This is a genomic window from Microbacterium sp. AC026 (genome assembly GCF_979258475.1).
On sequence record NZ_OZ409857.1, the window covers coordinates 3,212,318 to 3,236,001 of the forward strand.

General features: G+C 67.6%; 21 protein-coding genes, 2 tRNA genes and 3 pseudogenes. 16 read left to right on the top strand and 10 right to left on the bottom strand.

Annotation, left to right across the window (positions count from 1 at the left end; genetic code table 11):
• Positions 1-32: 32 nt before the first annotated feature.
• The 12 genes and pseudogenes from ACZZ93_RS16240 (at position 33) to ACZZ93_RS16295 (ending at position 10,045) form a co-directional block, all read left to right on the top strand.
• Positions 33-230: a DUF4244 domain-containing protein gene (locus tag ACZZ93_RS16240; RefSeq protein WP_053097366.1), complete on the top strand. Its 198-nt coding sequence runs from the start codon at positions 33-35 to the stop codon at positions 228-230.
• Positions 230-574 (top strand): TadE family type IV pilus minor pilin, encoded by a 345-nt coding sequence (locus ACZZ93_RS16245; protein ID WP_053097363.1) that lies wholly within the window; start codon positions 230-232, stop codon positions 572-574. The genes ACZZ93_RS16240 and ACZZ93_RS16245 overlap by 1 nt, the downstream gene beginning before the upstream one ends.
• 28 nt (positions 575-602) lie before the next feature.
• Complete coding sequence (locus ACZZ93_RS16250; RefSeq protein ID WP_056279855.1) at positions 603-932, top strand: Rv3654c family TadE-like protein; 330 nt, start codon at positions 603-605, stop codon at positions 930-932.
• Between the two features lie 98 nt (positions 933-1,030).
• Positions 1,031-3,889 carry a type I DNA topoisomerase gene (gene topA, locus ACZZ93_RS16255; protein WP_463511575.1) on the top strand — a complete coding sequence of 953 codons (2,859 nt, stop codon included), beginning with the start codon at positions 1,031-1,033 and terminating at the stop codon, positions 3,887-3,889.
• Positions 3,886-4,515 (top strand): dTMP kinase, encoded by a 630-nt coding sequence (gene tmk / locus ACZZ93_RS16260; RefSeq protein ID WP_463511576.1) that lies wholly within the window; start codon positions 3,886-3,888, stop codon positions 4,513-4,515. Before topA ends, tmk begins: the two co-directional genes overlap by 4 nt.
• A 111-nt stretch (positions 4,516-4,626) precedes the next feature.
• Positions 4,627-5,784: a DNA polymerase III subunit delta' gene (locus ACZZ93_RS16265; protein ID WP_053097355.1), complete on the top strand. Its 1,158-nt coding sequence runs from the start codon at positions 4,627-4,629 to the stop codon at positions 5,782-5,784.
• Positions 5,781-7,335, top strand: a pseudogene (locus ACZZ93_RS16270) (alpha/beta hydrolase). Before ACZZ93_RS16265 ends, ACZZ93_RS16270 begins: the two are co-directional and overlap by 4 nt.
• A gap of 51 nt (positions 7,336-7,386) precedes the next feature.
• Positions 7,387-7,462: transfer RNA gene (locus ACZZ93_RS16275), tRNA-Thr, on the top strand.
• Between the two features lie 86 nt (positions 7,463-7,548).
• Positions 7,549-8,129, top strand: a pseudogene (locus tag ACZZ93_RS16280) (isochorismatase family protein).
• Entirely contained in the window at positions 8,126-8,653 is a 528-nt protein-coding gene (locus tag ACZZ93_RS16285) for a DUF1697 domain-containing protein (protein WP_463511577.1), read from the top strand. Before ACZZ93_RS16280 ends, ACZZ93_RS16285 begins: the two are co-directional and overlap by 4 nt.
• Positions 8,650-9,282, top strand: coding sequence for a M23 family metallopeptidase (locus ACZZ93_RS16290; RefSeq protein ID WP_463511578.1), 633 nt, complete (start codon positions 8,650-8,652; stop codon positions 9,280-9,282). Before ACZZ93_RS16285 ends, ACZZ93_RS16290 begins: the two co-directional genes overlap by 4 nt.
• A gap of 241 nt (positions 9,283-9,523) precedes the next feature.
• Positions 9,524-10,045, top strand: coding sequence for a CGNR zinc finger domain-containing protein (locus ACZZ93_RS16295; RefSeq protein WP_463507711.1), 522 nt, complete (start codon positions 9,524-9,526; stop codon positions 10,043-10,045).
• 23 nt (positions 10,046-10,068) lie between these two features.
• Here the strand turns inward: ACZZ93_RS16295 and ACZZ93_RS16300 are convergent, their stop codons facing one another.
• The 3 genes from ACZZ93_RS16300 to ACZZ93_RS16310 all read right to left on the bottom strand — a co-directional run bounded on the left by ACZZ93_RS16300 (position 10,069) and on the right by ACZZ93_RS16310 (position 11,592).
• The gene (locus tag ACZZ93_RS16300) at positions 10,069-10,617 is read right to left on the bottom strand and encodes a type 1 glutamine amidotransferase domain-containing protein (RefSeq protein WP_463511579.1); all 549 of its coding nucleotides are present in this window, start codon (positions 10,615-10,617) and stop codon (positions 10,069-10,071) included.
• Positions 10,618-10,725: 108 nt separating this feature from the next.
• Positions 10,726-10,798 (bottom strand) — tRNA-Lys (locus ACZZ93_RS16305).
• A 131-nt stretch (positions 10,799-10,929) separates the two neighbouring features.
• On the bottom strand, positions 10,930-11,592 hold the full coding sequence (locus ACZZ93_RS16310) for a fasciclin domain-containing protein (protein WP_187250574.1): 663 nt from the start codon (positions 11,590-11,592) through the stop codon (positions 10,930-10,932).
• Between the two features lie 224 nt (positions 11,593-11,816).
• Here ACZZ93_RS16310 and sigK point away from each other — a divergent pair, with 224 nt between their 5' ends.
• The 4 genes and pseudogenes from sigK (at position 11,817) to ACZZ93_RS16330 (ending at position 14,969) form a co-directional block, all read left to right on the top strand.
• Positions 11,817-12,416: an ECF RNA polymerase sigma factor SigK gene (gene sigK / locus ACZZ93_RS16315; protein ID WP_171821930.1), complete on the top strand. Its 600-nt coding sequence runs from the start codon at positions 11,817-11,819 to the stop codon at positions 12,414-12,416.
• Positions 12,413-13,222, top strand: coding sequence for an anti-sigma factor (locus tag ACZZ93_RS16320; RefSeq protein ID WP_463511580.1), 810 nt, complete (start codon positions 12,413-12,415; stop codon positions 13,220-13,222). The genes sigK and ACZZ93_RS16320 overlap by 4 nt, the downstream gene beginning before the upstream one ends.
• 28 nt (positions 13,223-13,250) lie before the next feature.
• Positions 13,251-13,879: pseudogene (locus ACZZ93_RS16325) on the top strand (DNA-directed RNA polymerase subunit beta).
• A 205-nt stretch (positions 13,880-14,084) separates the two neighbouring features.
• The gene (locus tag ACZZ93_RS16330) at positions 14,085-14,969 is read left to right on the top strand and encodes an aminotransferase class IV (protein WP_463511581.1); all 885 of its coding nucleotides are present in this window, start codon (positions 14,085-14,087) and stop codon (positions 14,967-14,969) included.
• Between the two features lie 161 nt (positions 14,970-15,130).
• Here ACZZ93_RS16330 and ACZZ93_RS16335 read toward each other — a convergent pair whose 3' ends face one another.
• The 7 genes from ACZZ93_RS16335 to ACZZ93_RS16365 form a co-directional block, all read right to left on the bottom strand.
• The gene (locus ACZZ93_RS16335; protein ID WP_230100380.1) at positions 15,131-15,580 is read right to left on the bottom strand and encodes a DUF559 domain-containing protein; all 450 of its coding nucleotides are present in this window, start codon (positions 15,578-15,580) and stop codon (positions 15,131-15,133) included.
• A gap of 603 nt (positions 15,581-16,183) precedes the next feature.
• A complete protein-coding gene (gene pstB / locus ACZZ93_RS16340; protein WP_045254296.1) occupies positions 16,184-16,963 on the bottom strand; it encodes a phosphate ABC transporter ATP-binding protein PstB in 780 nt (259 codons plus the stop codon).
• A 37-nt stretch (positions 16,964-17,000) separates the two neighbouring features.
• Positions 17,001-18,110, bottom strand: coding sequence for a phosphate ABC transporter permease PstA (pstA, locus tag ACZZ93_RS16345; protein WP_053097332.1), 1,110 nt, complete (start codon positions 18,108-18,110; stop codon positions 17,001-17,003).
• 1 nt (position 18,111) lies between these two features.
• Complete coding sequence (gene pstC / locus ACZZ93_RS16350; protein WP_053097329.1) at positions 18,112-19,080, bottom strand: phosphate ABC transporter permease subunit PstC; 969 nt, start codon at positions 19,078-19,080, stop codon at positions 18,112-18,114.
• Between the two features lie 129 nt (positions 19,081-19,209).
• The gene (gene pstS / locus ACZZ93_RS16355) at positions 19,210-20,313 is read right to left on the bottom strand and encodes a phosphate ABC transporter substrate-binding protein PstS (RefSeq protein WP_053097327.1); all 1,104 of its coding nucleotides are present in this window, start codon (positions 20,311-20,313) and stop codon (positions 19,210-19,212) included.
• Positions 20,314-20,505: 192 nt separating this feature from the next.
• Entirely contained in the window at positions 20,506-21,483 is a 978-nt protein-coding gene (locus tag ACZZ93_RS16360) for an NUDIX hydrolase (RefSeq protein ID WP_463511582.1), read from the bottom strand.
• Entirely contained in the window at positions 21,480-23,645 is a 2,166-nt protein-coding gene (locus ACZZ93_RS16365) for an RNA degradosome polyphosphate kinase (RefSeq protein WP_463511583.1), read from the bottom strand. Before ACZZ93_RS16365 ends, ACZZ93_RS16360 begins: the two co-directional genes overlap by 4 nt.
• Positions 23,646-23,684: the final 39 nt, after the last annotated feature.

The window sequence follows — 23,684 nt, forward strand, 5'->3', positions numbered from 1 at the left end:
CCGCGTATCCGTCCCATAGAAAGAAGGAACACATGAACACCATCCCCTCGCTCACCCGGCGCAGCGCGGCAACCCTCTTCGGCGACGACAGTGGCGCGGCCACCGCCGAGTACGCCATCACCACGATGGCGGCCGTCGCCTTCGCCGGCCTCCTGGTCGTGATCATGAGGTCAGACGAGGTGCGTGGCATCCTCACGGACCTGGTGCGTCGGGCACTGACGGTGTCGTGATGACTTCCGTCCATGCCGGCGAGCGCGGCTCCGTGACTGCGGAGCTCGCGCTCGCGGTTCCCGCCGTCGTGCTCGTCCTCCTACTCGGAGCCGGCGCTCTGGGCGCAGCCTCCCGTCAGGTGGCACTGCAGGATGCGACCGCTGACGCGGCCCGGCTCCTCGGCAGAGGAGAAGACGAGGGGGCCGCCGCACATGCGGTGTCGGCTGCAGTGCCCGGTGCGTCGATGTCGAGCAGCACGTCGGGCGATCTCGTGTGCGTGTCCGCAGAGACCGACTTCACCGTCGGTGGCTTCGTGAGGGTGGGCGTGCGCGCGTCGAGTTGCGCGCTCGCCGGAGGACTCTGATGTTCTCGACGGTGGAGGTGGAGCACTGATGGCGGGGTCGGTGCTCGCGGCCGGCGTGCTGGTGGTCGGCGCGACTCTGTCATTCGGACTCGCCGCCGTCGGCGGCGCGGCAGTCACTGCGCAGCGCGCAGCGGGAGCTGCCGACGCCGCGGCCCTGGCAGCGGCCGACGCTGCCAGCGGCGCAGTCGTCGTCACGGTCGACCCGTGCACCCTCGCCGCGCGGGTCGCCGCGGCCTCCGGTGCAGCACTCACCGAATGCGCCGTCGACGGCTTCGTGGCGACCGTGCAGGTCAAGGCGAAGTACGCTGGACTCGCTGCCGTCTCCCGAGCCCGTGCTGGGCCACCCGAGGGGATCTGACTGCGGCGCGAGGCACTTTCCGGCGAAAATGCAGGCGACCTCTGTGACCAACCCATCACGGCGGTGTGTATGGTGTGCTTCGAAGAAAGGATGCTCCCTTGGCTGAAGGCAAGAAGCTCGTCATCGTCGAGTCTCCGACGAAGATGCGGTCGATCCAGGGGTACCTCGGCGATGGCTACGAGGTGCTCAGCTCGGTCGGCCATATTCGCGACCTCGCAGACAAGAAGGACATCCCCGCCGCGGACAAGCAGGCGTACGGAAAGTACTCGATCGACGTCGACAACGACTTCGACCCCTATTACGTGGTCTCCGATCGCAAGACGAAGACCGTCGCCGAACTCAAGCGGGCGCTCAAGACTGCCGACGAGCTTCTGCTCGCCACTGATGAGGACCGCGAGGGCGAGGCCATCGCGTGGCACCTGCTCGAGACGCTGAAGCCCAAGGTCCCCGTCAAGCGGATGGTGTTCCACGAGATCACCAAGGACGCGATCCAAGCGGCCATCGGCAACACGCGTGAGCTCGACACCGACCTGGTCGACGCGCAGGAGACCCGCCGTATCCTTGACCGACTGTACGGGTGGGATGTCTCGCCCGTGCTCTGGTACAAGGTCAAGACCGGTCTGTCTGCCGGCCGAGTGCAGTCCGCCGCCACCCGCATGATCGTCGAGCGTGAGCGCGAGCGCATGGCGTTCGTGTCCGCCGAGTACTGGGACGTCGAGGCGCTCGCGTCCTCGTCGTCCGGATTCAAGGTCCGTCTGGTCCGCGTGGACGGCGGTCAGCTCGCCCGAGGCACCGACTTCGACGACGACGGCAAGCTCAAGAAGGCCGTCATCATCCTCGACGAGGCGAAGGCGGCGGCCCTCGCGCTGGCGATCGACGCCGCAGGCAAGGGCACGGTCACCAAGGTCGAGGCGAAGCCCGGCACCCGCAGCCCATACGCGCCGTTCACCACCTCCACCATGCAGCAGGAGGCCGGACGAAAGCTCTCCATGAGTGCCAAGCAGGCGATGAGCGTCGCCCAGCGGCTCTACGAAAAGGGCTACATCACCTATATGCGAACCGACTCGGTGGCGCTGAGCACCCAGGCGGTGCAGGCCGCTCGCAGCCAGGCCGTCGCGTTGTACGGCGACAGCGCCGTGCCGCTCAAGCCGCGCGTCTACAAGTCGAAGAGCAAGAACGCCCAGGAGGCGCACGAGGCCATCCGCCCGTCGGGTGAGAACTTCCGCACCCCGAAGTCGGTCGCCGCCGAACTCGACCGCGAGGAGCACCGCCTCTACGACCTCATCTGGAAGCGCACCGTCGCCAGCCAGATGGCCGACGCGAAGTACGAGACCACGACCGTCACGATCGCGGTCGACGCCGACGGGCAGAAGGCCGAGTTCACCGCATCGGGCACGGTCTACACCTTCAAGGGCTTCCTCGAGGCATACGAAGAGGGACGCGACGAGAAGCGCAACGACAAGGACGCCGACGAGAACCAGTCGCTCCCTGCGGTCGCCGTCGGCGATGACCTCCGGATGTCCGATGCCGAGGCGAAGGGGCACCGCACGACCCCGAAGCCGCGCTTCACCGAGGCATCGCTCGTCAAAGCGCTCGAGGAGCACGGCATCGGCCGCCCTTCGACGTTCGCGAGCATCATCGGCACCGTGATCGATCGCGGCTACGCCACCAAGCGCGGCCAGGCTCTCGTGCCGACGTGGCTCGCCTTCAGTGTCGTGCGCCTGCTCGAGGAGCACTTCGCCGACCTGATCGACTACGACTTCACCGCAGCTCTCGAAGACGACCTCGACGCGATCGCCCGTGGCGAGCAGAAGCGCGTCGAATGGTTGCGTTCCTTCTACTACGGCTCGGATTCGCACGTCGGACTGCGCCAGACCGTCGACAACCTCGGCGAGATCGACGCACGTGCGCTCAACTCCACGCCGATCACCGAGACCGCCACCCTGCGATTCGGCAAGTACGGACCCTACCTCGAGGTCGCGAACCCCGACGCTCCGGACGAGAAGCCGCGCATCGTCAACGTTCCCGAAGACCTCGCTCCTGACGAGCTGACCGAGGCCAAGGCGCAGGAGCTCATCGATGCGCCGGTCGCCGGCGACCGCGTGCTCGGCACGAACCCGGACAACGGCAAGATCGTCGTCGTCAAGGACGGCCGATTCGGGCCCTACGTTCAGGAGAACGACCCCGTCTCTGAAGATGCGGCGGTCGACGAGGCCACCGGCGAGGTCGTCGAGGCGCCCAAGCCCAAGCGTGGGGCGAAGAAGGATGCCGCGCCGAAGCCGCGCACCGCTTCGCTGTTCCGTTCGATGTCGGTCGACACGATCGATCTCGACACGGCGCTGCAGCTTCTCAGCCTGCCGCGCGTCGTGGGAGCCGACCCGGAGAGCGGCGAGGAGATCACCGCGCAGAACGGCCGGTTCGGGCCCTACCTGAAGAAGGGCACCGACTCGCGCTCGCTCGAGAGCGAATCGCAGATCTTCGATGTGACCCTCGAGAAGGCCCTCGAGATCTATTCGCAGCCGAAGTACGGCGCCGGATCCCGCCGAGCATCCAGCGCGCTCGCCGAGTTCGAGTCAGATCCCGTGAGCGGCAAGCCGATCCGCATCCGCGACGGACGCTTCGGCGCCTACGTCACCGATGGCGAGACCAACGTCACGATTCCCCGGGGCCAGAAGGTCGAGGACATCACCTTCGAGACCGCGGTACAGATGCTGGCAGACAAGCGAGCCAAGGGGCCGGCGCCCAAACGCGGTGCGGCCAAGAAGCCCGCGGCGAAGAAGCCCGCCGCGAAGAAGCCCGCGGCGAAGAAGCCCGCGGCCAAGAAGGCGCCCGCGAAGAAGGCGCCCGCGAAGAAGGCGACCGCGACCGATGCGGAGAAGGCGGCCGCGCGGTCCGCAGCCGCCAAGAAGGCCGCTGCCACCCGTGCCGCGAACGCCGCGAAGAAGGCCGGTTCGTGACGTCTGACTCCGGAGTCTGGATCACGCTCGAAGGCGGAGACGGATCGGGGAAGACCACGCAGTCGAACCTGCTCGGGCAGTGGCTGACGGATGCGGGTCGGACGGTCGTGCGCACCCGTGAGCCGGGTGGGTCGGAGGTCGGCCAGCTGATCCGCGACATCGTGCTCCACCATCGCGGCGACATCGCCCCGCGGGCAGAGGCTCTGCTCTACGCGGCCGATCGCGCGCACCACGTCGCGACCGTCGTTCGACCGGCGCTCGCCCGCGGCGATGTCGTGCTGCAGGACCGCTACCTCGACTCGTCCGTCGCCTATCAGGGCGCGGGGCGTGTGTTGGACGGCGACGAGATCCGCGACCTGTCGCTCTGGGCAGCCGAGGGAGCGCTTCCCGATCTCACCGTGCTGCTCGACCTCGATCCCGAGTCGGCGCGCGTGCGACTCGACTCCGCCGACAAGCCGTTCGACCGGCTCGAAGCCGAGAAGACCGAGTTCCATGCCCGCGTCCGCGACGCGTACCTCGCCCTGGCCCAGGCCGAACCGGAGCGGTTCCTGGTTCTCGATGCCGCCGCGACTCCGGAGAACATCGCCGAGCAGATCCGCGATCGGGTCTCGACGCTCATCGGCTGATCCGCCCGGCGGTGCGCCCGACCACGTCATGGCCAGGGCATCACCCGGTCGGTGCCGCGTACATCGCCCGGCGGTGCCGCGTACGTCGGTGCTCCCGATTAGGCTGAGGGCATGCCCCAGACTGTCGCCGCCCCTTTCCCGTGGGCCGACGTGTGGGGGCAGGATGCCGCGGTCGACACGCTGCGCAATGCCGCATCCGATCCGTCCGCGCTCTCGCACGCCTGGCTGATCACGGGTCCTCCCGGGTCGGGACGATCCACCCTCGCGCATGCCTTCGCCGCGGCGCTCGTCGCGGATCACCCGGACGACGAGGCGGCCATGCGTCAGGTCCTCGCGGGAACACATCCCGATGTGACGGCCCTGCGCACCGACAAGGTCATCATCACGATCGCGGAGGCCCGTGCGCTCGTCGAGCGCTCGTACTTCGCGCCCTCTGCGGGCCGCTACCGCGTGATCGTGGTCGAAGATGCCGACCGCATGGTCGAGCGAACCTCCAACGTGCTCCTGAAGGCGCTCGAGGAGCCGCCTGAGCAGACCGTCTGGATCCTCTGCGCGCCGAGCGAAGCCGACCTGCTGCCGACGATCCGCTCCCGCGTCCGCTCGCTGCGACTGCGTGAGCCCGATGTCGCAGACGTGGCACGTCTGATCACCCTCCGCACGGGGGTCGATGAAGCCATCGCCGAGCAGGCCGCCCGCCACGCACAGCGTCACATCGGCATGGCCCAGCGTCTGGCCACCGACGAATCCGCCCGTCGCCGCCGCGACGAGACCCTGAGGTCGGTGCTGGGAGTTCGCGGTGTCAACGACGCCGTCGAGGTCGCCGGGCGCATCATCCAGGCGGCCACGGACGACGCCAAGGCGCTCACTGCCGAGCGCGATGCGGCCGAGCGCGCATCCCTGCTCCGCACCGTCGGGATCGCCGAGGGGCAGGCTGTCCCGCCCGCCCTGCGAGCGCAGATCTCAGCCCTGGAAGACGATCAGAAGAAACGCGCGACCCGAAGTCTGCGCGACGGGATCGACAGGGTGCTCACCGATCTCCAGTCGCTGTTCCGTGACGTCGTGATGCTGCAGTTCGGCAGGGACGACGAGCTGATCAACCGTGAGCTTCGTGAGGATCTGGCTGCTCTCGCGGCGGCCTGGCCCGAGACCCGTACTCTTGTCGTACTCGACCACCTTGCCGACACACGCCAGTCGCTGGAGCGCAATGTCGCACCGCTGCTCGCCCTCGAGAGCTTGCTCGTGACTGTCACGAGCGGGAGGACACCGTGAACAATCGACCGACTTCCCGCATCCGACGTGCCGTCGCTGTGATCGCGGGCCTCGCCGCGGCATCGGTCGCACTCTCCGGGTGTCTGTATTCGATGATCCCCGAGCAGGCCGAGCCGAAGCCGTCGACCACCAACGCTCCTGACACGGAGGGCGTCGCCGACGACCTGCTGCCGTTCTACGGGCAGACGCTCACCTGGAGCGAATGCGGCACGGGCTTCGACTGCACCGACGTGACCGCGCCGCTCGACTGGGAGAACCCGGGGGAGGAGAGATCACCCTCTCCGTCGTGCGCCACCAGGCGACGGGAACGGCTCAGGGCTCGCTGCTGACCAACCCGGGCGGTCCCGGCGCCAGTGGAGTCGAACTCATCCGCGACAGCCTCGACTTCGCCGTCGGAGCCGCCCTCATCGAGAACTACGACGTGATCGGCTTCGATCCCCGCGGCGTCGGCGAATCGACGGCCGTGACGTGCTTCGATGCTGCGGGCATGGACGACTACCTCTACTCGATCCCCGCGGGCAAGCGCGGGAGCGCCGAGTGGGAGGCGGAGCTCCTCGATGCGCACAAGGAGTTCGCCGACGCGTGCGAGGCGAACAGCGGCGGCATCCTGCCGTACGTGACGACGATCAACGCGGCGCGTGACATGGATCTGATCCGTGCGGTGCTGGGCGACAAGCAGCTCAACTACCTGGGCTACTCGTACGGCACCTTCCTCGGTGCGACGTACGCCGACCTCTACCCCGACAAGGCGGGGCGCCTCGTGCTCGACGGCGCGATCGACCCTGCCGTCTCGGGCCTCGATGTCGGCGCGACCCAGGCGCTCGGATTCGAGTCGGCACTTCGCGCCTACATGCAGGACTGCCTCGACTCGGGGAGTGCCCGTTCACCGGCACGGTCGACGAGGCGATGGCCGACCTCGGTGCGCTGCTGGCGAGTGTCGACGCCGCTCCGCTCGAGAACGGCGACGGACGCATGCTCGGCGCGGACTCGCTGATGACCGGCATCATCGCGGCGCTGTACTCGGCGGACAGCTGGCAGTACCTCACCCAGGCCCTCGACGAGGCGCTGCAGGGCGACCCGACGACGGCGTTCTTCCTCGCGGACTTCTACAACGGTCGCGAGAACGGCACGTACCTCGACAACTCGAGCGAGGCGTTCCGCGCGTACAACTGCATGGACTACCCGGTCGAGGACGATCCTGCCGCCGAGGCGGCGACCGAGAAGAAGATCGCGGACGGAGCTCCGACCATCGCTCCGTATTGGAACGGACCCGACTCCTGCTCGGTGTGGCCTTATCCGCCGACCGGCACCCGGGGCGAGATCAACGCCGAGGGCGCGGGCCCCATCCTCGTGGTCGGCACGACCAATGACCCGGCGACCCCGTACGAGTGGTCCGAGTCGCTCGCACAGCAGCTCGAAGAGGGCGTGCTGATCACCCGCGTGGGCGAAGGGCACACCGGATACAACAAGGGCAACAGCTGCGTCGACAGCGCTGTGGAGGCCTTCCTGCTCGACGATGTGGTGCCCGAGAGCGACGTCCGCTGCGAGTGATGTCGGCTCGATTCGCGGTGCGGCTCCGGAACGGGTAATATCGATGATCGCGCCGCTTTAGCTCAGTCGGCAGAGCATTTCACTCGTAATGAAAAGGTCGTCAGTTCGATTCTGACAAGCGGCTCCAGCAGGCCCCGTGATGTGAACAACATCCCGGGGCCTTTTGGTTTCCCGGGGTTGGGCGGGCGCGCGCGGGCGGCGTACCCTCGGATCATGAGCAGAGCGCTTCTGATCGTCGATGTCCAGAACGACTTCACCGAGGGCGGGGCGCTGGCCGTGACCGGCGGCGACGACGTGGCATCCGCGGTCTCGGACTTCCTCGCGGTGCATGCATCGGAGTACGACGTCATCGTCGCCTCACGCGATTGGCACGACGCCGAAGGGGACAACGGCGGCCACTTCGGGGAGGTTCCGGATTTCGTCGACACCTGGCCCGTGCACTGCGTCGCGGGCACGCCGGGTGCGGATTACGATCCCCTGCTGGTGACGGATGCCGTCACGCACCATGTGCACAAGGGCAGGGTCGCCCGGCATACTCGATGTTCGAGGGCGCGACCGAGTCGGGGGAGACGGTCGGAGCGATCCTCACCGCCGCCGGGGTCATCACGGCCGACGTCGTCGGCATCGCCACAGACCACTGCGTGCGCGCCTCTGCTCTCGATGCGATCGCACACGGAGTCCGCGTCCGGATCCTCACCGACCTGATCGCGGGTGTCGCTCCGGAGCCGAGCACGGTAGCCCTCGCAGAGCTCGCACACGCAGGCGCCGAGCTCATCGCGAGCGACGCTGCGTGAGCCGCAGTGTCCTGCTCCTGCGAGCGGTCAACGTCTCGGGCCGCAACAGGGTGCCGATGGCGCGGCTGCGCGAACTGATCGCGCCCGAGCTGGGGGAGGTCTCGACCTACATCGCGAGCGGCAACATCATCTGCGAGCAGCCGAGTGACCCGCGATCGGTCTGCGCCGACGTGCGCGCGATGATCGCGACCGAGTTCGGCGTCGATACGCCCGTCGTCCATCGCACGCACGACCAGCTCGTGCGGTCGCACGCGAACCAGCCGTTCCACGGGGCATCCGAGAATCTGCTGCACGCCATGTTCCTCGAGGGCCCCGCGTCGGCAGGTGCGGTCGACGCGCTGCGGGAGCGGCTCGTGCCGGGGGAGCGGATAGCGCTCGTCGACGACGATCTGTGGATCGACTACGCCGAGGGCGGCGTGCACACCACGAAGCTCACCAAGGCGGTGCTCGATAGGCTGCTCGGCGTCGCCGGGACGGCACGCAATGCGCGCACCGTGCGCATGCTCATCGAGCTGACGGAATGACTCCCTCGGAGCCGGCGGTGCTGTCCCTGCCCTTCACGGGGCGATGGCTGGTGCAGAACAGCCCGGCGTCCCGCGTTCCGAGCCACGGCACCACGCTGTTCGGCAGCTCGTGTGCGATCGACTTCGTCCCGGTGGGCGCGGACGGGCGCAGCGCGCCGCGCACGGTCCGGAGCCTGCTCGGCACCGAGAGCCCGGAGGGTTTCGTCGGTTTCGGGCGCTCGATCCTCTCGCCGGTGTCGGGAGAGGTCGTCGGCGTCCATGACGGCGAGGTCGACCACGTCGCGCGTCGTTCGATGGGTGCCCTTCTCGGATACGCCCTCACGCAGCCCTCGCGTGTGCGTCGGGGCGCGGGGGCTGTCGCCGGCAATCACGTCGCCATCAGATGCGACAGGGGACTGGTACTGCTGGCGCACCTGCGTGCGGGCAGCGTGACCGTGCGGGTCGGCGATCTCGTCGTTCGGGGTGATCGGATCGGCGACTGCGGAAACTCCGGCAACAGCACCGAGCCCCACCTGCATCTGCAGGTGTCGGACACGCTGGAGCGGGATGCGCGCGGCATCCCGATGGCCTTCCAGCGGTCAGGGCAGCAGCCGTGGATGCCGCGCAACGGAGACATCGTCACGGCCTGATGTCTCGTCTCGGCGGGTCCGGGCGAACTCGGCGCTGAGGGCCGTCGCCGGCCGCTGCGGGTGCGTCTCGAGATCGACGCGATGCGTGCCGCACTCAGCGCAGCGGACGTACACGACGACGCCCTCGCTGGTCGGATGCCGGGAGTCCGCGGTCCAGGCGTGCTCGTGGATTCTCGCTGTCTGGTGAGGGATCGGCAGAGTGTGCAGGGAGGTCATGACTCCAGCGTGATGTAATGGCCTTATGCATCTCAACCCTTACGGAGAATACGCGGTGCTTCTGGCGGCATCCCTCGCCGACGACTTCCCCGCCGACCGTCCGGGCATCGAGGAGCGCACACTCGAGATGGGGATGACGATGACGTTCCCACCCGCGGCGGACGACCGCGCACGCGTGAGAGAAGTGGTCGACGACTGGTTGACGATCGTCGACGCACGGGATCCGGACGCCCGCGCGGAGATCCTCAACGCGCAGATGGCCCGGGCGGCGGCCTACCCTCGCCTCACGAACCACGACGGCGAAGGCTGGCACCTGCACTACCGCGACGACGTCCAGTCTCTGCCCTACGTCCTCCGTGCGATCTTCGCCGTCGGAACCTCGCTGCACCTGGTCACCCGCGGCATGGATCGACTCGGGCGCTGCGAGGCCTCGCCCTGCACGAACGTGGTCGTCGATGTGACTCGCAACGGCCGCCAGCGGTTCTGCTCGGTGCGCTGTGCGAACAGAGCGGCGGTCCGGCGTCACCGGGCGCGCGCGGGCGCCTGACACCGGACCGCCCGGTGCTCAGATCACGCGGTCTGCTCGGCGTGCTTGCCTTCAGCGACCTCTTCGAGCAGCTTCGCGTTGAACGCGGGAAGGTCGTCGGGCGTGCGGCTCGAGACGAGCCCCGCATCGACCACGACCTCCTCGTCGACCCAGGTGGCTCCGGCGTTGCGGAGGTCGGTCGCGAGGCTCGGGTAGCTGGTCAGCGTCCGTCCGTCGACCACGCCGGCCTCGATCAGGATCCAGGCGCCGTGGCAGATGACGGCGACGGGCTTGTGCTGCTCGAAGAACGAGCGCGCGAGGTCGATGGATGCCTTGTCGAGCCGCAGGTGGTCGGCGTTCACGACACCGCCCGGAAGCACGAGAGCGTCGAACTCGTCGGCCGTGGCCTTCTCGGAGGTGAGGTCGACGTGCTGCACGTGACCGTTCTTGCCGGTGATCTGCTGTCCGTCCGGTGCGATGAGCGTGGCGCTCGCGCCCTCGCCCTGCACCGCTTCCCACGGACTGGTCAGCTCGCTGTCCTCGAATCCGTCTGTCGCGAGGAATGCCACTCGGCTGTCGGTGAGAGTCGCCATGATGCGTCCTTTCGTGGGGTGGATGTCCCGGATGGGGACGCCACGACTCTCCCGCAGAAAGCGGATGCGGTGAAGGGGGTGGCCGGATCCGGCCGACGGTGATAACGGTGGGCCCCGTGGGGCTCGAACCCACGACCCGCGGATTAAAAGTCCGATGCTCTGCCAACTGAGCTAGAGGCCCGCCCCTCCAGTCTAGGGCGCAAAGAAGGAGCCGCTGACGACGATGTCGTCAGCGGCTCCTTGCACCATCCCACCGACCTCCCCCGAGAGGTGAGATGGCTTACCGAGTGTCCGCCTCGGCGTTCCCGGGCCTTACTCGGCCGGGGGCATCAGAACCGTGTCCACGAGGTACACGGTGGCGTTCGCGGTCTGGACTCCACCGCAGATGACGGTCGCGTCGTTGACCATCAGGTCGTCGCCGCTGCCGGTGACCTCGACGTCTGCACCCTGCACGGTGGCGTGCGTTCCGACGATCTCATCGGGGGTCAGCTGTCCGGGGATCACGTGGTACGTCAGAATCGAGCTCAGCGTGGCGCTGTCCGTCTTGAGAGCCTCGATGGTGGCCGGGTCGATCTTCGCGAAGGCGTCATCGACCGGAGCGAAGACGGTGAACTCGTCGCCGTTGAGCGTGTCGACGAGGTCGACGTCGGGGTTCAGCTGTCCGCTGACTGCCGCCACCAGCGTGGTGAGCAGCGGGTTGTTCGATGCGGCGGTGGCGACCGGGTCGAGAGCCATGCCCTCGACGGAGCCTGCGCCGTCCGGCACAGCCTCTGCGTATGCGGCGCAGCCGGGGCCGACCAGGTTGGCGGCCGGGTCCATCGTCTCGGTCTCGGGAGCCATCGTCTCGGACGACTCGGGGGCCGTCGACTCTGCCGGCTCTTCGGTGGTGCCGCCCATGGAACATGCGGAGAGCAGGAATGCGCTCGCAAGGCCGAGGGTGATGGCTGCGGTGACCTTCTTCTTGGTGCTGAACATCTCAAGCTCCTTCAGAACACTGCCACGGCCTCTCCGTGGCGTTGACAGTCGTTCGGAGCCCCGTCGGGATCGGATGGGAGAAATCGCAAAGTTTTTTTCGAGTCGTCGAAATCCAATCCGTTCCGGGGGTCGGCCGCGAACATCATTCGACGAACCGCACTTAAGAGGACTCATTTCCGTCACTTTCGGGTGGCGGCTGCACGGGAAAGCGGGGTGGATGCGGCATGCTGTTAGAGATGGTCATCGACGGAATGGACGTACCGGAAGACGGTACGGCTCGGGATGCTGTCGCTGACCTGCTTCTGCGCATCGGCGACGGTGACCAGCGCGCGTTCGCGGAGCTCTACGACAGTCTGTCGTCCCGCGTCTTCGGCCTCATCCTCAGGGTTCTCGTCAATCGCTCGCAGAGCGAAGAGGTGCTTCAGGAAGTCTTCTTGGAGATCTGGCAATCCGCTACGAAGTTCGCTCCGAACAAGGGACAGGGAAGAACCTGGGTGATGACGATCGCGCACCGTCGTGCGGTCGACCGGGTTCGGGCGTCCCAGTCCAGTGCGGACCGAGACGTGCGAGCCGGGTTCAGGGACATCGGAGTCGCGCACGACAGTGTCGCGGAGACGGTGGAGCTGGGCATCGAGGGCGAGAAGGTCGTTCACGCACTCTCGGGCCTTCCTGAGGCTCAGCGCGAAGCTCTCGTCCTGGCCTACTACGGCGGTTACAGTCAAAACGAAGTGGCAGTGCTCGTCGGGGCACCGCTGGGGACGATCAAGACACGGATGCGAGATGGGCTCTCGCGTCTGAGGACAGCTATGGGGGTGACGGCATGAACGAGCAGGAATTCGCAGAACTCGCGGCAGGAGCGGCACTCGACGCGCTGTCGCCCGATGACCAGCAGCGCTATCACGCCGCTCTCGCAGCGCATCCCGAGTGGCAGAGCATCGTCGATGCGGATGCCGACAGCGCAGGATTCCTCGCCGACGGCGCAGCTCCGGTGGTTCCGTCGCCCGACATCCGCGCGACGCTGCTCGCACGGATCGCGGAGACACCGCAGAACGGCGACATCGTGATCGCCGATTCGACCCCTGACGCCCTGGCGGACGAGACGTCGGATGCCGCGCCTGCGGAGGACTCCGCTCCGACCGCTCTCGGTGGGGAAGCCGCGCCGAAGGCTCCGGCACACCGCCTCCGCTTCCTCTTCGCGCTCGCCGCGTGCCTCGCACTGCTCGTCGGTGTGGGAGCGGGCGCTGTCGCGATCAACACGTACATCAACCGTCCGGCCAGCGTCGTCGCTCTCGAGGACATCCAGTCGGCCGATGATGCTCAGCAGGCCAGCGTCTCTCTCGAGAGCGGTGGCACTGCGACCGCGCACTGGTCGGCGTCTCTCGGCAAGTCCGTGCTCGTGACCGACGGCATCCCGTCGCTCGCCGAGGGGGAGACCTACGAGCTCTGGTACGTCCGAGGCGACACCCCGGTGCCGGCAGGCGTGTTCGCGGCCGAAGACGGCGAAGCGACGGCAGTGCTCGCCGGAGAGATGCAGGCGGGCGACGTGATCGCGGTCACGGTGGAGCAGGACGGCGGTTCGCCCTCCGGCCTGCCGACGACCGACCCCGTCGTCGTGATTCCGACAGCCTGACCTCCCGGATCGCGCGTACCCTGGACTGATGCCTGAGCAGTTCTCCCGTCCGGTGCGCCGGCCCACCAGCGCCTTCGACAACATCGTCGGCAGTCACGATCCCGCCGAGGAGACGCGCATCGCGCACGCGACGGCATCCGCTCTGCTGACCCGTGTCCGTGCCGACGAGAGCGGTGTGAGCGCTGACAGACTCGTCGCCTTCACCGATGAGCACGGCATCGACGAGATCGCCGAGCTCTGGTCGAAGGCACCGTCCCGCACCCTGCCGGGCGCCCTCTGGCGGCTCTACATCCTGCAGCTGGCGATCCACGGCGACCCGCAGACCGCTGCCCTGCTCTACGAGCGCGGCAGGGTGGAACTGGCGTCGGTGGATGCCGTGATCGCCGGGGCGCCGGTGCCGGCGAACCCCGATGAGCTCGTCGCGCTGATCGACACGATCCTCCGTGGCGCGTTCCGGGGGACTTCGCGGTCGCCCTCGACCGAGCGGCGGCGTTCTGCCGGGTCCAGGCCTCGGGAGCGACGCACACAGCGGACGACTACGAGCCGACCGAGCCGTCGCGCGCCAGTGAGCTCACCACCCGCGCCCTGCGGCTGAGCAGCTATGCGCAGGACCTCTCGGCCTCTGCTGTGCTGTGGCGGTCCGGAGCCCTGGCCTGAGCGGACGCGTCCGGGGAGCGCAAGCCCTCGCGGACTCGCGACGGGTACGACCCGCGCCCGGGCATGAAAAGACCGGGCCGCAAAAACGCCTCTCGGCGGAAGGCCGCTCGCAGCGGCAAAAATTGGAGCCCGGGGTTATGCGGCCCGGCCACTCCATTGTAACAAGATCATGCTGCAGCTATTCCCGGGGCCCTAGGCTCGGATCATGACACGGCGCTTTGCTCTGATGATCGATCCTGCGGCGGCTGACGTCGACCGTTCCGACTTCGCAGAGACTTTCACTCTCGTCGATGCGGCCGCTCCGGCGCTCAGCGTGGGGGAGCTGAGCACGCAGCGCGGCGACGGAGTGTTCGAGTCGATCGGCGTGATCGACGGTCATGCGCAGGAGGTCGTGCCGCATCTCGAGAGGTTGGCTCACTCGGCGCAGCTGTGCGATCTGCCGCTTCCCAACCAGGCGCAGTGGCACCAGGCGATCGAGCGGGCCGCCGCACACTGCGAGCGGGGCGAGTACGTCATCAAGCTCATCCTCAGCCGAGGCGTCGAGCACGGCCCCACGCCGACGGCCTGGGTCACGGCGGCGCCGGCATCCGACTTCTCGACTGTGCGGGAACAGGGAGTCCGCGTCGTCACCCTCGACCGCGGATACGACCTCGACGTGGCCGAGAAAGCACCGTGGCTGCTGCTGGGCGCCAAGACGCTCTCCTACGCCGTGAACATGGCGGCGCTTCGCGAGGCGCATCGACGAGGAGCCGACGACGCCATCTTCCTATCGCGTGACGGCTTCGTGCTCGAGGCGCCGACCGCGTCGCTGATCCTGCGTGTCGGGGATCGCTTCGTGACACCGGCCCCGAACGGCGGCATCCTGCACGGCACGACGCAGCTGAGCGTCTACGACTACCTGGCCGGGAAGGGGCTCGTCGCAGAATACAGCCGAGTGCCGGCATCCGACCTTCCCCGGGCGGATGCCGCATGGCTGGTCTCGAGCGTCCGCCTCGCCGCCCCGATCACCGCCGTCGACGGAGTCGACATCCCGGTCGATCACGCCCTGACGGCCGAGCTGAACGACTACCTCCTCTCGCCCCGCGACTGAGGTGCCCCGCGACTGAGGTGCCGTGCGCCTGGCCCGACCGCCCGCTACGGGCACAACTTCGGAGCTCTCGACCGACCCGCCGCGCGCAGTCACCCGGATCGGCGCGTCGTCGACCGGCATCCGAAGTTGTGCCCGTAAATGGGGCGCTGATCCGAGAATGATCAGGGCCTGAGCGCCATCATTCCGACAATCGCTCGCTCGACGAGATCCCAGTCATGTATGACCATCGCATAGTCGAACCGAAGTGTGGCGTGCCCCCACGCTGCGGCCGTGGCGTCCCGGGTGAGATCGCGGTGTCGATGCGACTGTCCCTCATGATTCGCCTTGCCATCCGTCTCGATGAGAAGCCAATCATCGATCATGAGATCGACGATGCCGCTCGCGACGAACCGCACTTGGCAGCGGACGAACCATCCGTACTTGCGGAGTCGCAGCCGAACGAGTGACTCCAGGCCGCTGTCGGCATCCGCGCGGGAGAAGTCGATCAGGTCTCGTCCAAAGGTATCGACGTGCAGCCGCAGCCATCGCAGCCCATCGCCGTCGATCAGGCCGAGGCGGCGCGCGGACTCGAGCGCGACGAAGAACGCCTCGCCGCCGCGGCAGTGGAGCATCTGCAGCAGTATCCGAGGTGCCGAAGGGAGCCCGAACGTTCGCGAGGAAGCGCCTGAATCCCAATGACGGATGCAGGTGCACTCACGGCTGACGCCTGGGTGATGGTGTCTGTCTGCGCGAAGCCAGACGTGCAGAGCTGGATCCTCGAGAACCCAGATGCCGAGGTGCCGTGCTGCGCTGGCGCATCCCAGAGAGCCTCCATGCTCAGCAGCCTCGACGGCGCTCGCGCAGGCCGTGTCGGCAGCGTAGACCCCCCGTCGGATTCGACGGAGCTGCCCGCGCCGCACGTGAGCGTCGAGAGCCCGGCGTGAGCTTCTCGCCCGAAGGTCGCGCCAGGTCCAGATCTCGATCGATGATGAGCTGCACATCAGAGGAGCATCCGCGATCCCGATGCTCGTTCTCGACCATGATGCCGGCATCTGTGGACGCAATTCGTCCTGGCTCGTCTCTGCAGGATGAGTGCCGCGGTCTGGCCCCGGGCACCGATTCGGACTAAAACGACGAAACGCCGTGGGACCAGAGGGTCGCACGGCGTTTCGGACCAGCAGCTCCGAAGCTGTGCCCGCGAAGAACGGGCGCCCGGTCGAAGCTGAGGCGGATGCTTATCCGAAGCGACCCGAGACGTAGTCCTCGGTGGCCTGGACAGACGGAGTGGTGAACATCGTGCGGGTGTCGTCGTACTCGATGAGCTTGCCCGGCTTGCCGGTGCCCGCGATGTTGAAGAACGCCGTCTTGTCGGACACGCGGCTCGCCTGCTGCATGTTGTGCGTCACGATGACGACCGTGTACTGGGTCTTGATCTCGGCGATGAGCTCCTCGATCGCGAAGGTCGAGATCGGGTCGAGCGCCGAGCAGGGCTCGTCCATGAGGATCACGTCGGGGGAGACGGCGATGGCACGCGCGATGCAGAGACGCTGCTGCTGACCGCCGGACAGGCCGGAGCCCGGGCGGTCGAGGCGGTCCTTGACCTCGTTCCAGAGGTTCGCCCCACGCAGCGACTTCTCGACCAGGGCATCCTGGTCGCTCTTGGCCATGCGCGTGTTGTTGAGCTTGACGCCCGCGAGCACATTCTCCTTGATCGACATGGTCGGGAACGGGTTCGGGCGCTGGAAGACCATGCCGACCTGGCGGCGCACGAGCACGGGGTCGACCCCGGTGCCGTAGAGGTTCTTGCCGTCGATCAGCACCTCGCCCTCGACGCGCGCGCCGGGGATGACCTCATGCATGCGGTTCAGGGTGCGCAGGAACGTGGACTTGCCGCAGCCCGAGGGGCCGATGAAGGCCGTGACGGTGTTGGGCTTGATGTCGATGCTGACGCCTTCGACCGCGAGGAAGTCGCTGTAGTAGACGTTGAGGTCGTTGACTTCGATGCTCTTGGACACGTGAAATCCTTCTTCTTCTTCAGTCGGGTATGACGGCTCAGCGGCCGTTGATCTTGGGGGCGAACACCTTGGCGATGACGCGAGCCAGGAGGTTCAGCACCATCACGATGACGATCAGGGTGAGGGCGGCTGCCCAGGCCCGCTCGAGGTAGGCATCGACGGGGATGCCGGGGTATTTGGCCTGCATGTACGAGAACACCGGCAGTGTGGCCATCTGGCCGCTGAACATGTTCAGGTTCATGCCCTGCACGATTCCGACGGTGAGCAGCAGCGGGGCGGTCTCGCCGATCACTCGGGAGATGGCCAGCATGATGCTCGTCAGGATTCCGGCGATCGCGGTGGGCAGCACGACCTTGAGGATGGTGAGCCACTTCGGCACGCCGAGTGCGTAGGCCGCCTCGCGGAGCTCGTTCGGCACGATGCGCAGCAGCTCTTCCGAGCCGCGCACGACGACCGGGATCATCAGCACCGAGAGCGCGAGCGAACCCATGATGCCCATTCGCGTGCCCGGTCCGACGATGATCGAGAAGACCGAGTAGATGAAGAGACCGGCGACGATCGACGGGATGCCGGTCATGACGTCGACGAGGAAGGTGATGCCGCGCGCGAGCTTGCGGCCTTCGCCGTACTCGACGAGGTAGATCGAGGTCATCAGGCCGATCGGCACCGAGATGATCGTCGCGCCGAGGGTGATGAGCAGCGTGCCCCAGATGGCGTGCACCGCGCCGCCGCCCTCGCCGACGATATTGCGCATCGAGAAGCTGAAGAACTCTCCGTCGAACCGCATGAGGCCGTTGACGACCACGGTGTAGAGCAGCGAGATCAGGGGCAGGAGCGCGACCACGAAGGCGCCGGAGACCAGCGCCGTCATGAGACGGTCGATCGCGTGGCGACGGCTCTCGACCACGGTGGAGATCACCATGATGAGCACCATGTAGAACAGCAGGCCGACGACGAGCGTCAGCGCGATGTTGAAGTCGGCGGGGTCGTTGCCCACGTTCATGAAGGCGAAGATCGTCGCCGACACGACGAATGCGACCAGCAGCAGTGCCCAGGGGGCCCACTTGGGCAGGTGGCCGGCCGAGGTGATGTGCGTCGGGGCGACGACGGACGCGGGCGACGGTGAGGGCGTGAGAGTGGCGGTCATGTCAGTTGGCTCCCGAGAACTCGGCGCGGCGCGAGACGATCCAGCGGGCCACGAAGTTGACCGCGAAGGTGACGATGAAGAGGATCAGACCCGCGGCGATCAGCGTGTTGACGCCTTCGTCGTGGGCCTCGGGGAACCGCAGCGCGATGATCGCAGGGATCGTCGTGGGGTTCTCCGGGTTGATCAGGTTGAAGGTGACGATGCCGAGCGGCGAGAGCACGAGGGTCACTGCCATCGTCTCGCCGAGTGCGCGACCGAGACCGAGCATCGCGCCCGACACCATTCCGCTGCGTGCGAAGGGGAGCACGGCCATCCGGACCATCTCCCAGCGCGTGGCTCCCAGCGCGAGGGCCGCCTCTTCGTGAAGCTTCGGCGTCTGCAGGAAGACCTCGCGGCAGATCGCGGTCATGATCGGCAGGATCATCACCGCGAGCACCAGGGAGGCGGTGAGGATCGTCTTGCCGGTTCCGGAGGGCGTTCCGCTGAAGAGCGGGATGAAGCCGAGGTTCGTGTTCAGCCACTTGTAGAAGGGCACGAGCATCGGCGCGAAGGTGAGCGCTCCCCAGAGGCCGAAGACGACCGAGGGCACGGCGGCCAGCAGGTCGATGATGTAGCCGAGGACGCCGGCGAGGCGGCGAGGGGCGTAGTGCGAGATGAAGAGCGCGATGCCGATGGCGATCGGGGCGGCGATGACGAGGGCGATGAAGCTCGACCACAGCGTTCCGAAGACGAACGGCCACACCCACGACAGGAACGACTGCCCTTCGAGGATGTGGTTGTTGGAGGTGTCGGACGACAGCGCGGGGATCGCCTGCACGATGAGGAAGACGGCCACCGCGGCGAGGGTGACGAGGATGATGATTCCCGCCGCCAGCGCGGTGCCCGAGAAGACGAGGTCGCCGCGGCGGCGGGGAGCGGTGCGCGTCCCGGTGGAACGGGTGGTATCGGGACCCGTTGAGGTTGTGGTCATCGGAGCGACTCCAGGCTCTGAGGGACGTTCGGGGTTTTCATGCGGGTGCCCCCGCGGTGTCGGTCGAGTCCTACGACCGACACCACGGGGGCGTCGGGACCGGGGCTCAGCGGTGTGCTGAGCCGTCGATCACTCCGTGACGATCGCGTCGATCGCCGTGTTGATCTGCTCGCGCAGGCTGTCCGAGATCGGGGCGCTGCCCGCGGCCTCTGCTGCAGCGTCCTGGCCCTCGGCCGATGCGACGTACTGGAAGTACGCCTTCACGAGACCGGCGGTCTCGGCGTCGTCGTACTCGACGCAGCCGATGAGGTACGAGACGAGTGCGATCGGGTACGAGCCGGCGGGCGCTGCGGCCGGGTCGACGGCGTACGCGAGGTCGTGGTCGGAGCGACCCTCCTCGAGCGGGGATGCCTCGACGAGCGCTGCGGCTGCCTCGGCGGAGTACGCGACGTACTCGCCCTCGACCTCGACGGCGACCTGGCCCAGGTCAGCGGTGCGCGATGCGTCGGCGAAGCCGATGTAGCCGACACCGTTGGTGATCGCGTCGACGACGCCCGAGGTGCCGTCGCCGGCCTCACCGGTCGACAGCGGCCACTCGTCGCTGGCCTCGTAGGTCCACACGTCGGGGGCGACGGCGCTGAGGTACTTGGTGAAGGTCTCCTGCGTGCCCGACGCGTCTGCGCGGTGCACGGGGACGATCGCCTGGTCGGGAAGCTCCACGCCCTCGTTCTGCGAGGCGATGGCGGCGTCGTTCCAGTTGGTGATGGCGCCGGAGAAGATCTTCGCGATGGTCTGGCCGTCGAGGTTCAGCTCGTCGATGCCCTCGAGGTTGAACGCGACGGCGACGGGCGAGATGTAGACGGGGATCTCGACGATGTCGTCGGAGGTGCAGGAGCCGAAGCCGCCTGCAGCGAGCTCGTCGGCGTCGAACGCGCGGTCGGAGCCGATGAAGTTTGAGGAGCCGGCGATGAAGTTCTCGCGGCCGGTGCCCGAACCGGTGGCGGTGTAGTTCACCGTCGTGTCGGGGTTGGCGGTCTGGAATGCGGCGACCCAGGACTGCTGCGCGGCCTCCTGCGAGGAGGCGCCGGTGGCCTCGATCGTGCCGGAGAGCGTGGACTCGCTCGGGGCGTCGGTGGAGCCGCCGGTTCCGCCTTCGTTCGCGGCACAGCCGGCGAGTGCGAGAGCGGCAACGGCGCCGACGGCGCCGATACGTGCGATTCGGGAGATCTTCACTGTGGATCCTTCGATCTTTGATGGGTGGGGCCCGGTGCAGGGCACACAGTGACGCTATGTGCGGCGGTTAACGAGACTCTCCCGCGCAGGTGAACGGGAGGTGAACGGCACGCGTCTCTCTGGGGCATGTGAAAGGCCGCACCCGGAACCGGGTGCGGCCTTCCCACGGCTCGCAGCGCGAGCCGGTCGGTGTCACGCCTTGGGGATGTGCGTCTCGATCGCGATGATCCCCGACCCCGGATTCGACGCCGAGAGGTGGACGACCGAGAAGGCGGCCGGTTCGAGGTCGGCTGCGCTGCTCACATACGAGCCGCGGACGGTGCCGGTCGCCAGCGCGATCTCCGTCAGGATTCCGGGGAGGACCGGGCCATGGCTGCACAGCACCGCGGGCTTGCCGGAGCGCACGCGCCGGCCGACCACGGAACGCAGATCGTCGTCGCCGTCCTCCCACGCATCCTGACTGATCTTCGGGGTGGTGACGGTCTTGCGGTCGAGGGCTTTCGCGAGGGGCGCCACGGTCTGCATGCAGCGCACGGCATCGCTCGTGATGATCTTGCGCACACCGAAGGCCCGCAGCGGACCGACGATCGACTTCGCCTGCTGCTCGCCGCGGTCTGTCAGAGGCCGTGCAGCATCCGCCCCGTCCCAGTCCGAGCGCGAGACCGCCTTCGCATGACGCAGAGCGATGATCGGGAAGGTGCGCAGCACGCCGTCGTCGACGAGCTGCGTGAAGAAGTCGAGGATCTCGATGTCGACGGGGTAGCTCAGCCGGGCGCGGGCCTTCTTGACGCTCACCCATTCGAGGGCGGCGATCTCGCGATTGGGCACGAACGTCGAGGCGCGGATCGCGTCGGCCGTCGCCTCGGCCGCCCAGTAGTGCACGACCTTCTGCTTGCTCGACGGCAGGTGGTACCGACTGACGCCGACGGGCACGCCGAGGGAGACGCGGATGCCGGTCTCCTCATGCACCTCGCGCACCGCGGTCTCGGCGAGCATCTCGCCGGGATCCACCTTGCCCTTGGGGAGGGTGACGTCGCGGTACTTCGTGCGATGGATCAGGAGGATGCGCAGCTTGCCGTCGATGAGCCTCCACACGACCGCGCCGGCCGCATACACGGCCTTGTCCGTCCATTTCGACCGTGCGGTCTGGGTGCTCGTGTGCGCGCTCATCGAACCGCCCGTGCTCGACGACGCCGCTGGATCAACCCCATGGTCTTGTCCTGCAGGTCGACGAGGGGCTTGCCTGCGGCATCCTCGGCGTGGCGGGTCCAGACGCCGTCGGCTCCGAGGTGCCACGACGTGGTTCCCGGGTCCATGGCGAGATCGAAGAAATCGAGCAGATCCTTCATGTGGACCGGGTCGGTGACGCGCACCAGCGCCTCGACGCGGCGGTCGAGGTTGCGATGCATCATGTCGGCGCTGCCGATGTAGACCTGGGCATCGCCGTCGTTGTGGAATGCGAAGATGCGCGAGTGCTCGAGGTAACGGCCGAGGATGCTGCGGACGGTGATGTTGTCGCTGATGCCCTCGAGGTCGGTGCGCAGGCTGCAGATCCCTCGGACCCACACGTCGACCTTCACGCCGGCGGCGCTGGCGCGGTACAGAGCGTCGATGACCTCTTCGTCGACCATCGAGTTCACCTTGATGCGGATGCCGGCGGGCTTGCCGTCCTCGGCATTGCGGCGCTCGTGGTCGATCTGGCGCACCAGTCCCTTGCGCAGGTGGAGCGGCGCCACGAGCAGACGCTTGAACTTCTTCTCGATCGCGTAGCCGCTGAGCTCGTTGAACAGACGCGTGAGGTCCTTGCCCACCTGGGCGTCGGTGGTGAACAGCCCGAAGTCCTCGTAGATGCGGCTGGTCTTCGGGTTGTAGTTGCCCGTGCCGATGTGCGAGTAGTGGCGCAGCACGCCTTCCTCCTCGCGGATGACGAGGGCGAGCTTGCAGTGGGTCTTGAGTCCGACGAGGCCGTAGACGACGTGGACTCCCGCCTTCTCGAGCTTGCGCGCCCAGACGATGTTGTTGGCCTCGTCGAAGCGCGCCTTGACCTCGACCAGCGCCAGCACCTGCTTGCCGGACTCGGCGGCGTTGATCAGCGCCTCGACGATCGGGCTGTCACCCGAGGTGCGATAGAGCGTCTGCTTGATGGCCAGCACGTGCGGGTCGCGCGCCGCCTGCTCGAGGAACGCCACGACGCTGGTGGTGAACGACTCGTACGGGTGGTGCACGAGCACGTCCGACTTGCGGATCGCCTTGAAGATGTCGGCCCGCGTGTTGCTGCCGGTGGGCTGGAAGGCGACCGCGGTGGTGGGCAGATGCGGCGGGTAGCGGAGATCGGGTCGGTCGATGCGCGACAGGTCGAACAGGCCGCGCAGATCGAGCGGCCCGGGCAGCCGGTAGATCTCCTGGTCGGTGATCTCGAGCTCGCGCACGAGGAGGTCCATCGTGACCTCGTCCATGTCGTCCGTGATCTCGAGGCGGATGGGCGGGCCGAAGCGGCGCCGCAGCAGCTCGGCCTCGAGCGCCTGGATGAGGTTCTCGCTCTCGTCCTCCTCGATCTCCACGTCCTCGTTGCGGGTCAGGCGGAAGGCGTGGTGATCGAGGACCTCCATACCGGGGAAGAGGTCGCCGAGGTGGTTGGCGATCAGTTCCTCGAGCGTCAGGAAGCGCTTGATCTCGCCGGTTCCGGGCACCTCGACGAAGCGGGGAAGCATGGGCGGCACCTTGAGACGGGCGAACTCCTGGCGGCCGGTGCGGGCGTTGCGGATGCGGATGGCGAGGTTGAGCGACAGTCCCGAGATGTACGGGAAGGGGTGCGCGGGGTCGACCGCGAGCGGCATGAGGACGGGGAAGACCTGCGCGCCGAAGTACTCGGAGAGCTTGGACCGCTCGTCGTCGCTGAGCTCGGACCATTCGGTGATCTCGATGCCGGATTCGGCGAGAGCCGGTCGCACCAGCGACTTCCACGCGTCGGCGTGGCGCAGCTGCAGCGCGTGCGCCTCGCGAGCGATGTCGGCGAGGGCGTCGGCGGGGGAGCGGCCGATGTTGGTGGGCACGGCCAGGCCGGTCACGATGCGACGCTTGAGCCCGGCGACGCGGACCATGAAGAACTCATCGAGGTTGCTCGCGAAGATGGCGAGGAAGTTCGCGCGCTCGAGTTCGGGGAGTGAGGGATCCTCCGCCAGCTCGAGCACGCGCTGGTTGAACGCGAGCCAGCTCAGCTCACGATCGAGGTAGCGGTGGTCGGGGAGGAGCGCGTCCGGGGACTCGATGGCATCGAAGTCGTCATCTTCAGCGTCACCGAGACCTGCGTCGGCGAGTGCGGGATCGATCATGGGGTACATCTAAGCACCGTGAGGTGTCGCGCGCGTGAA

Coding starts and splice junctions, on each gene's coding strand:
- ACZZ93_RS16240 (WP_053097366.1), top strand. CDS start 33: ATGAACACCATCCCCTCGCTCACCCGGCGCAGCGCGGCAACCCTCTTC.
- ACZZ93_RS16245 (WP_053097363.1), top strand. CDS start 230: ATGACTTCCGTCCATGCCGGCGAGCGCGGCTCCGTGACTGCGGAGCTC.
- ACZZ93_RS16250 (WP_056279855.1), top strand. CDS start 603: ATGGCGGGGTCGGTGCTCGCGGCCGGCGTGCTGGTGGTCGGCGCGACT.
- ACZZ93_RS16265 (WP_053097355.1), top strand. CDS start 4,627: ATGCCCCAGACTGTCGCCGCCCCTTTCCCGTGGGCCGACGTGTGGGGG.
- ACZZ93_RS16290 (WP_463511578.1), top strand. CDS start 8,650: ATGACTCCCTCGGAGCCGGCGGTGCTGTCCCTGCCCTTCACGGGGCGA.
- ACZZ93_RS16295 (WP_463507711.1), top strand. CDS start 9,524: ATGCATCTCAACCCTTACGGAGAATACGCGGTGCTTCTGGCGGCATCC.
- ACZZ93_RS16300 (WP_463511579.1), bottom strand. CDS start 10,617: ATGGCGACTCTCACCGACAGCCGAGTGGCATTCCTCGCGACAGACGGA.
- ACZZ93_RS16310 (WP_187250574.1), bottom strand. CDS start 11,592: ATGTTCAGCACCAAGAAGAAGGTCACCGCAGCCATCACCCTCGGCCTT.
- sigK (WP_171821930.1), top strand. CDS start 11,817: ATGCTGTTAGAGATGGTCATCGACGGAATGGACGTACCGGAAGACGGT.
- ACZZ93_RS16320 (WP_463511580.1), top strand. CDS start 12,413: ATGAACGAGCAGGAATTCGCAGAACTCGCGGCAGGAGCGGCACTCGAC.
- ACZZ93_RS16330 (WP_463511581.1), top strand. CDS start 14,085: ATGACACGGCGCTTTGCTCTGATGATCGATCCTGCGGCGGCTGACGTC.
- ACZZ93_RS16335 (WP_230100380.1), bottom strand. CDS start 15,580: ATGCTCCACTGCCGCGGCGGCGAGGCGTTCTTCGTCGCGCTCGAGTCC.
- pstA (WP_053097332.1), bottom strand. CDS start 18,110: ATGACCGCCACTCTCACGCCCTCACCGTCGCCCGCGTCCGTCGTCGCC.
- pstC (WP_053097329.1), bottom strand. CDS start 19,080: ATGACCACAACCTCAACGGGTCCCGATACCACCCGTTCCACCGGGACG.
- ACZZ93_RS16360 (WP_463511582.1), bottom strand. CDS start 21,483: ATGAGCGCGCACACGAGCACCCAGACCGCACGGTCGAAATGGACGGAC.
- ACZZ93_RS16365 (WP_463511583.1), bottom strand. CDS start 23,645: ATGATCGATCCCGCACTCGCCGACGCAGGTCTCGGTGACGCTGAAGAT.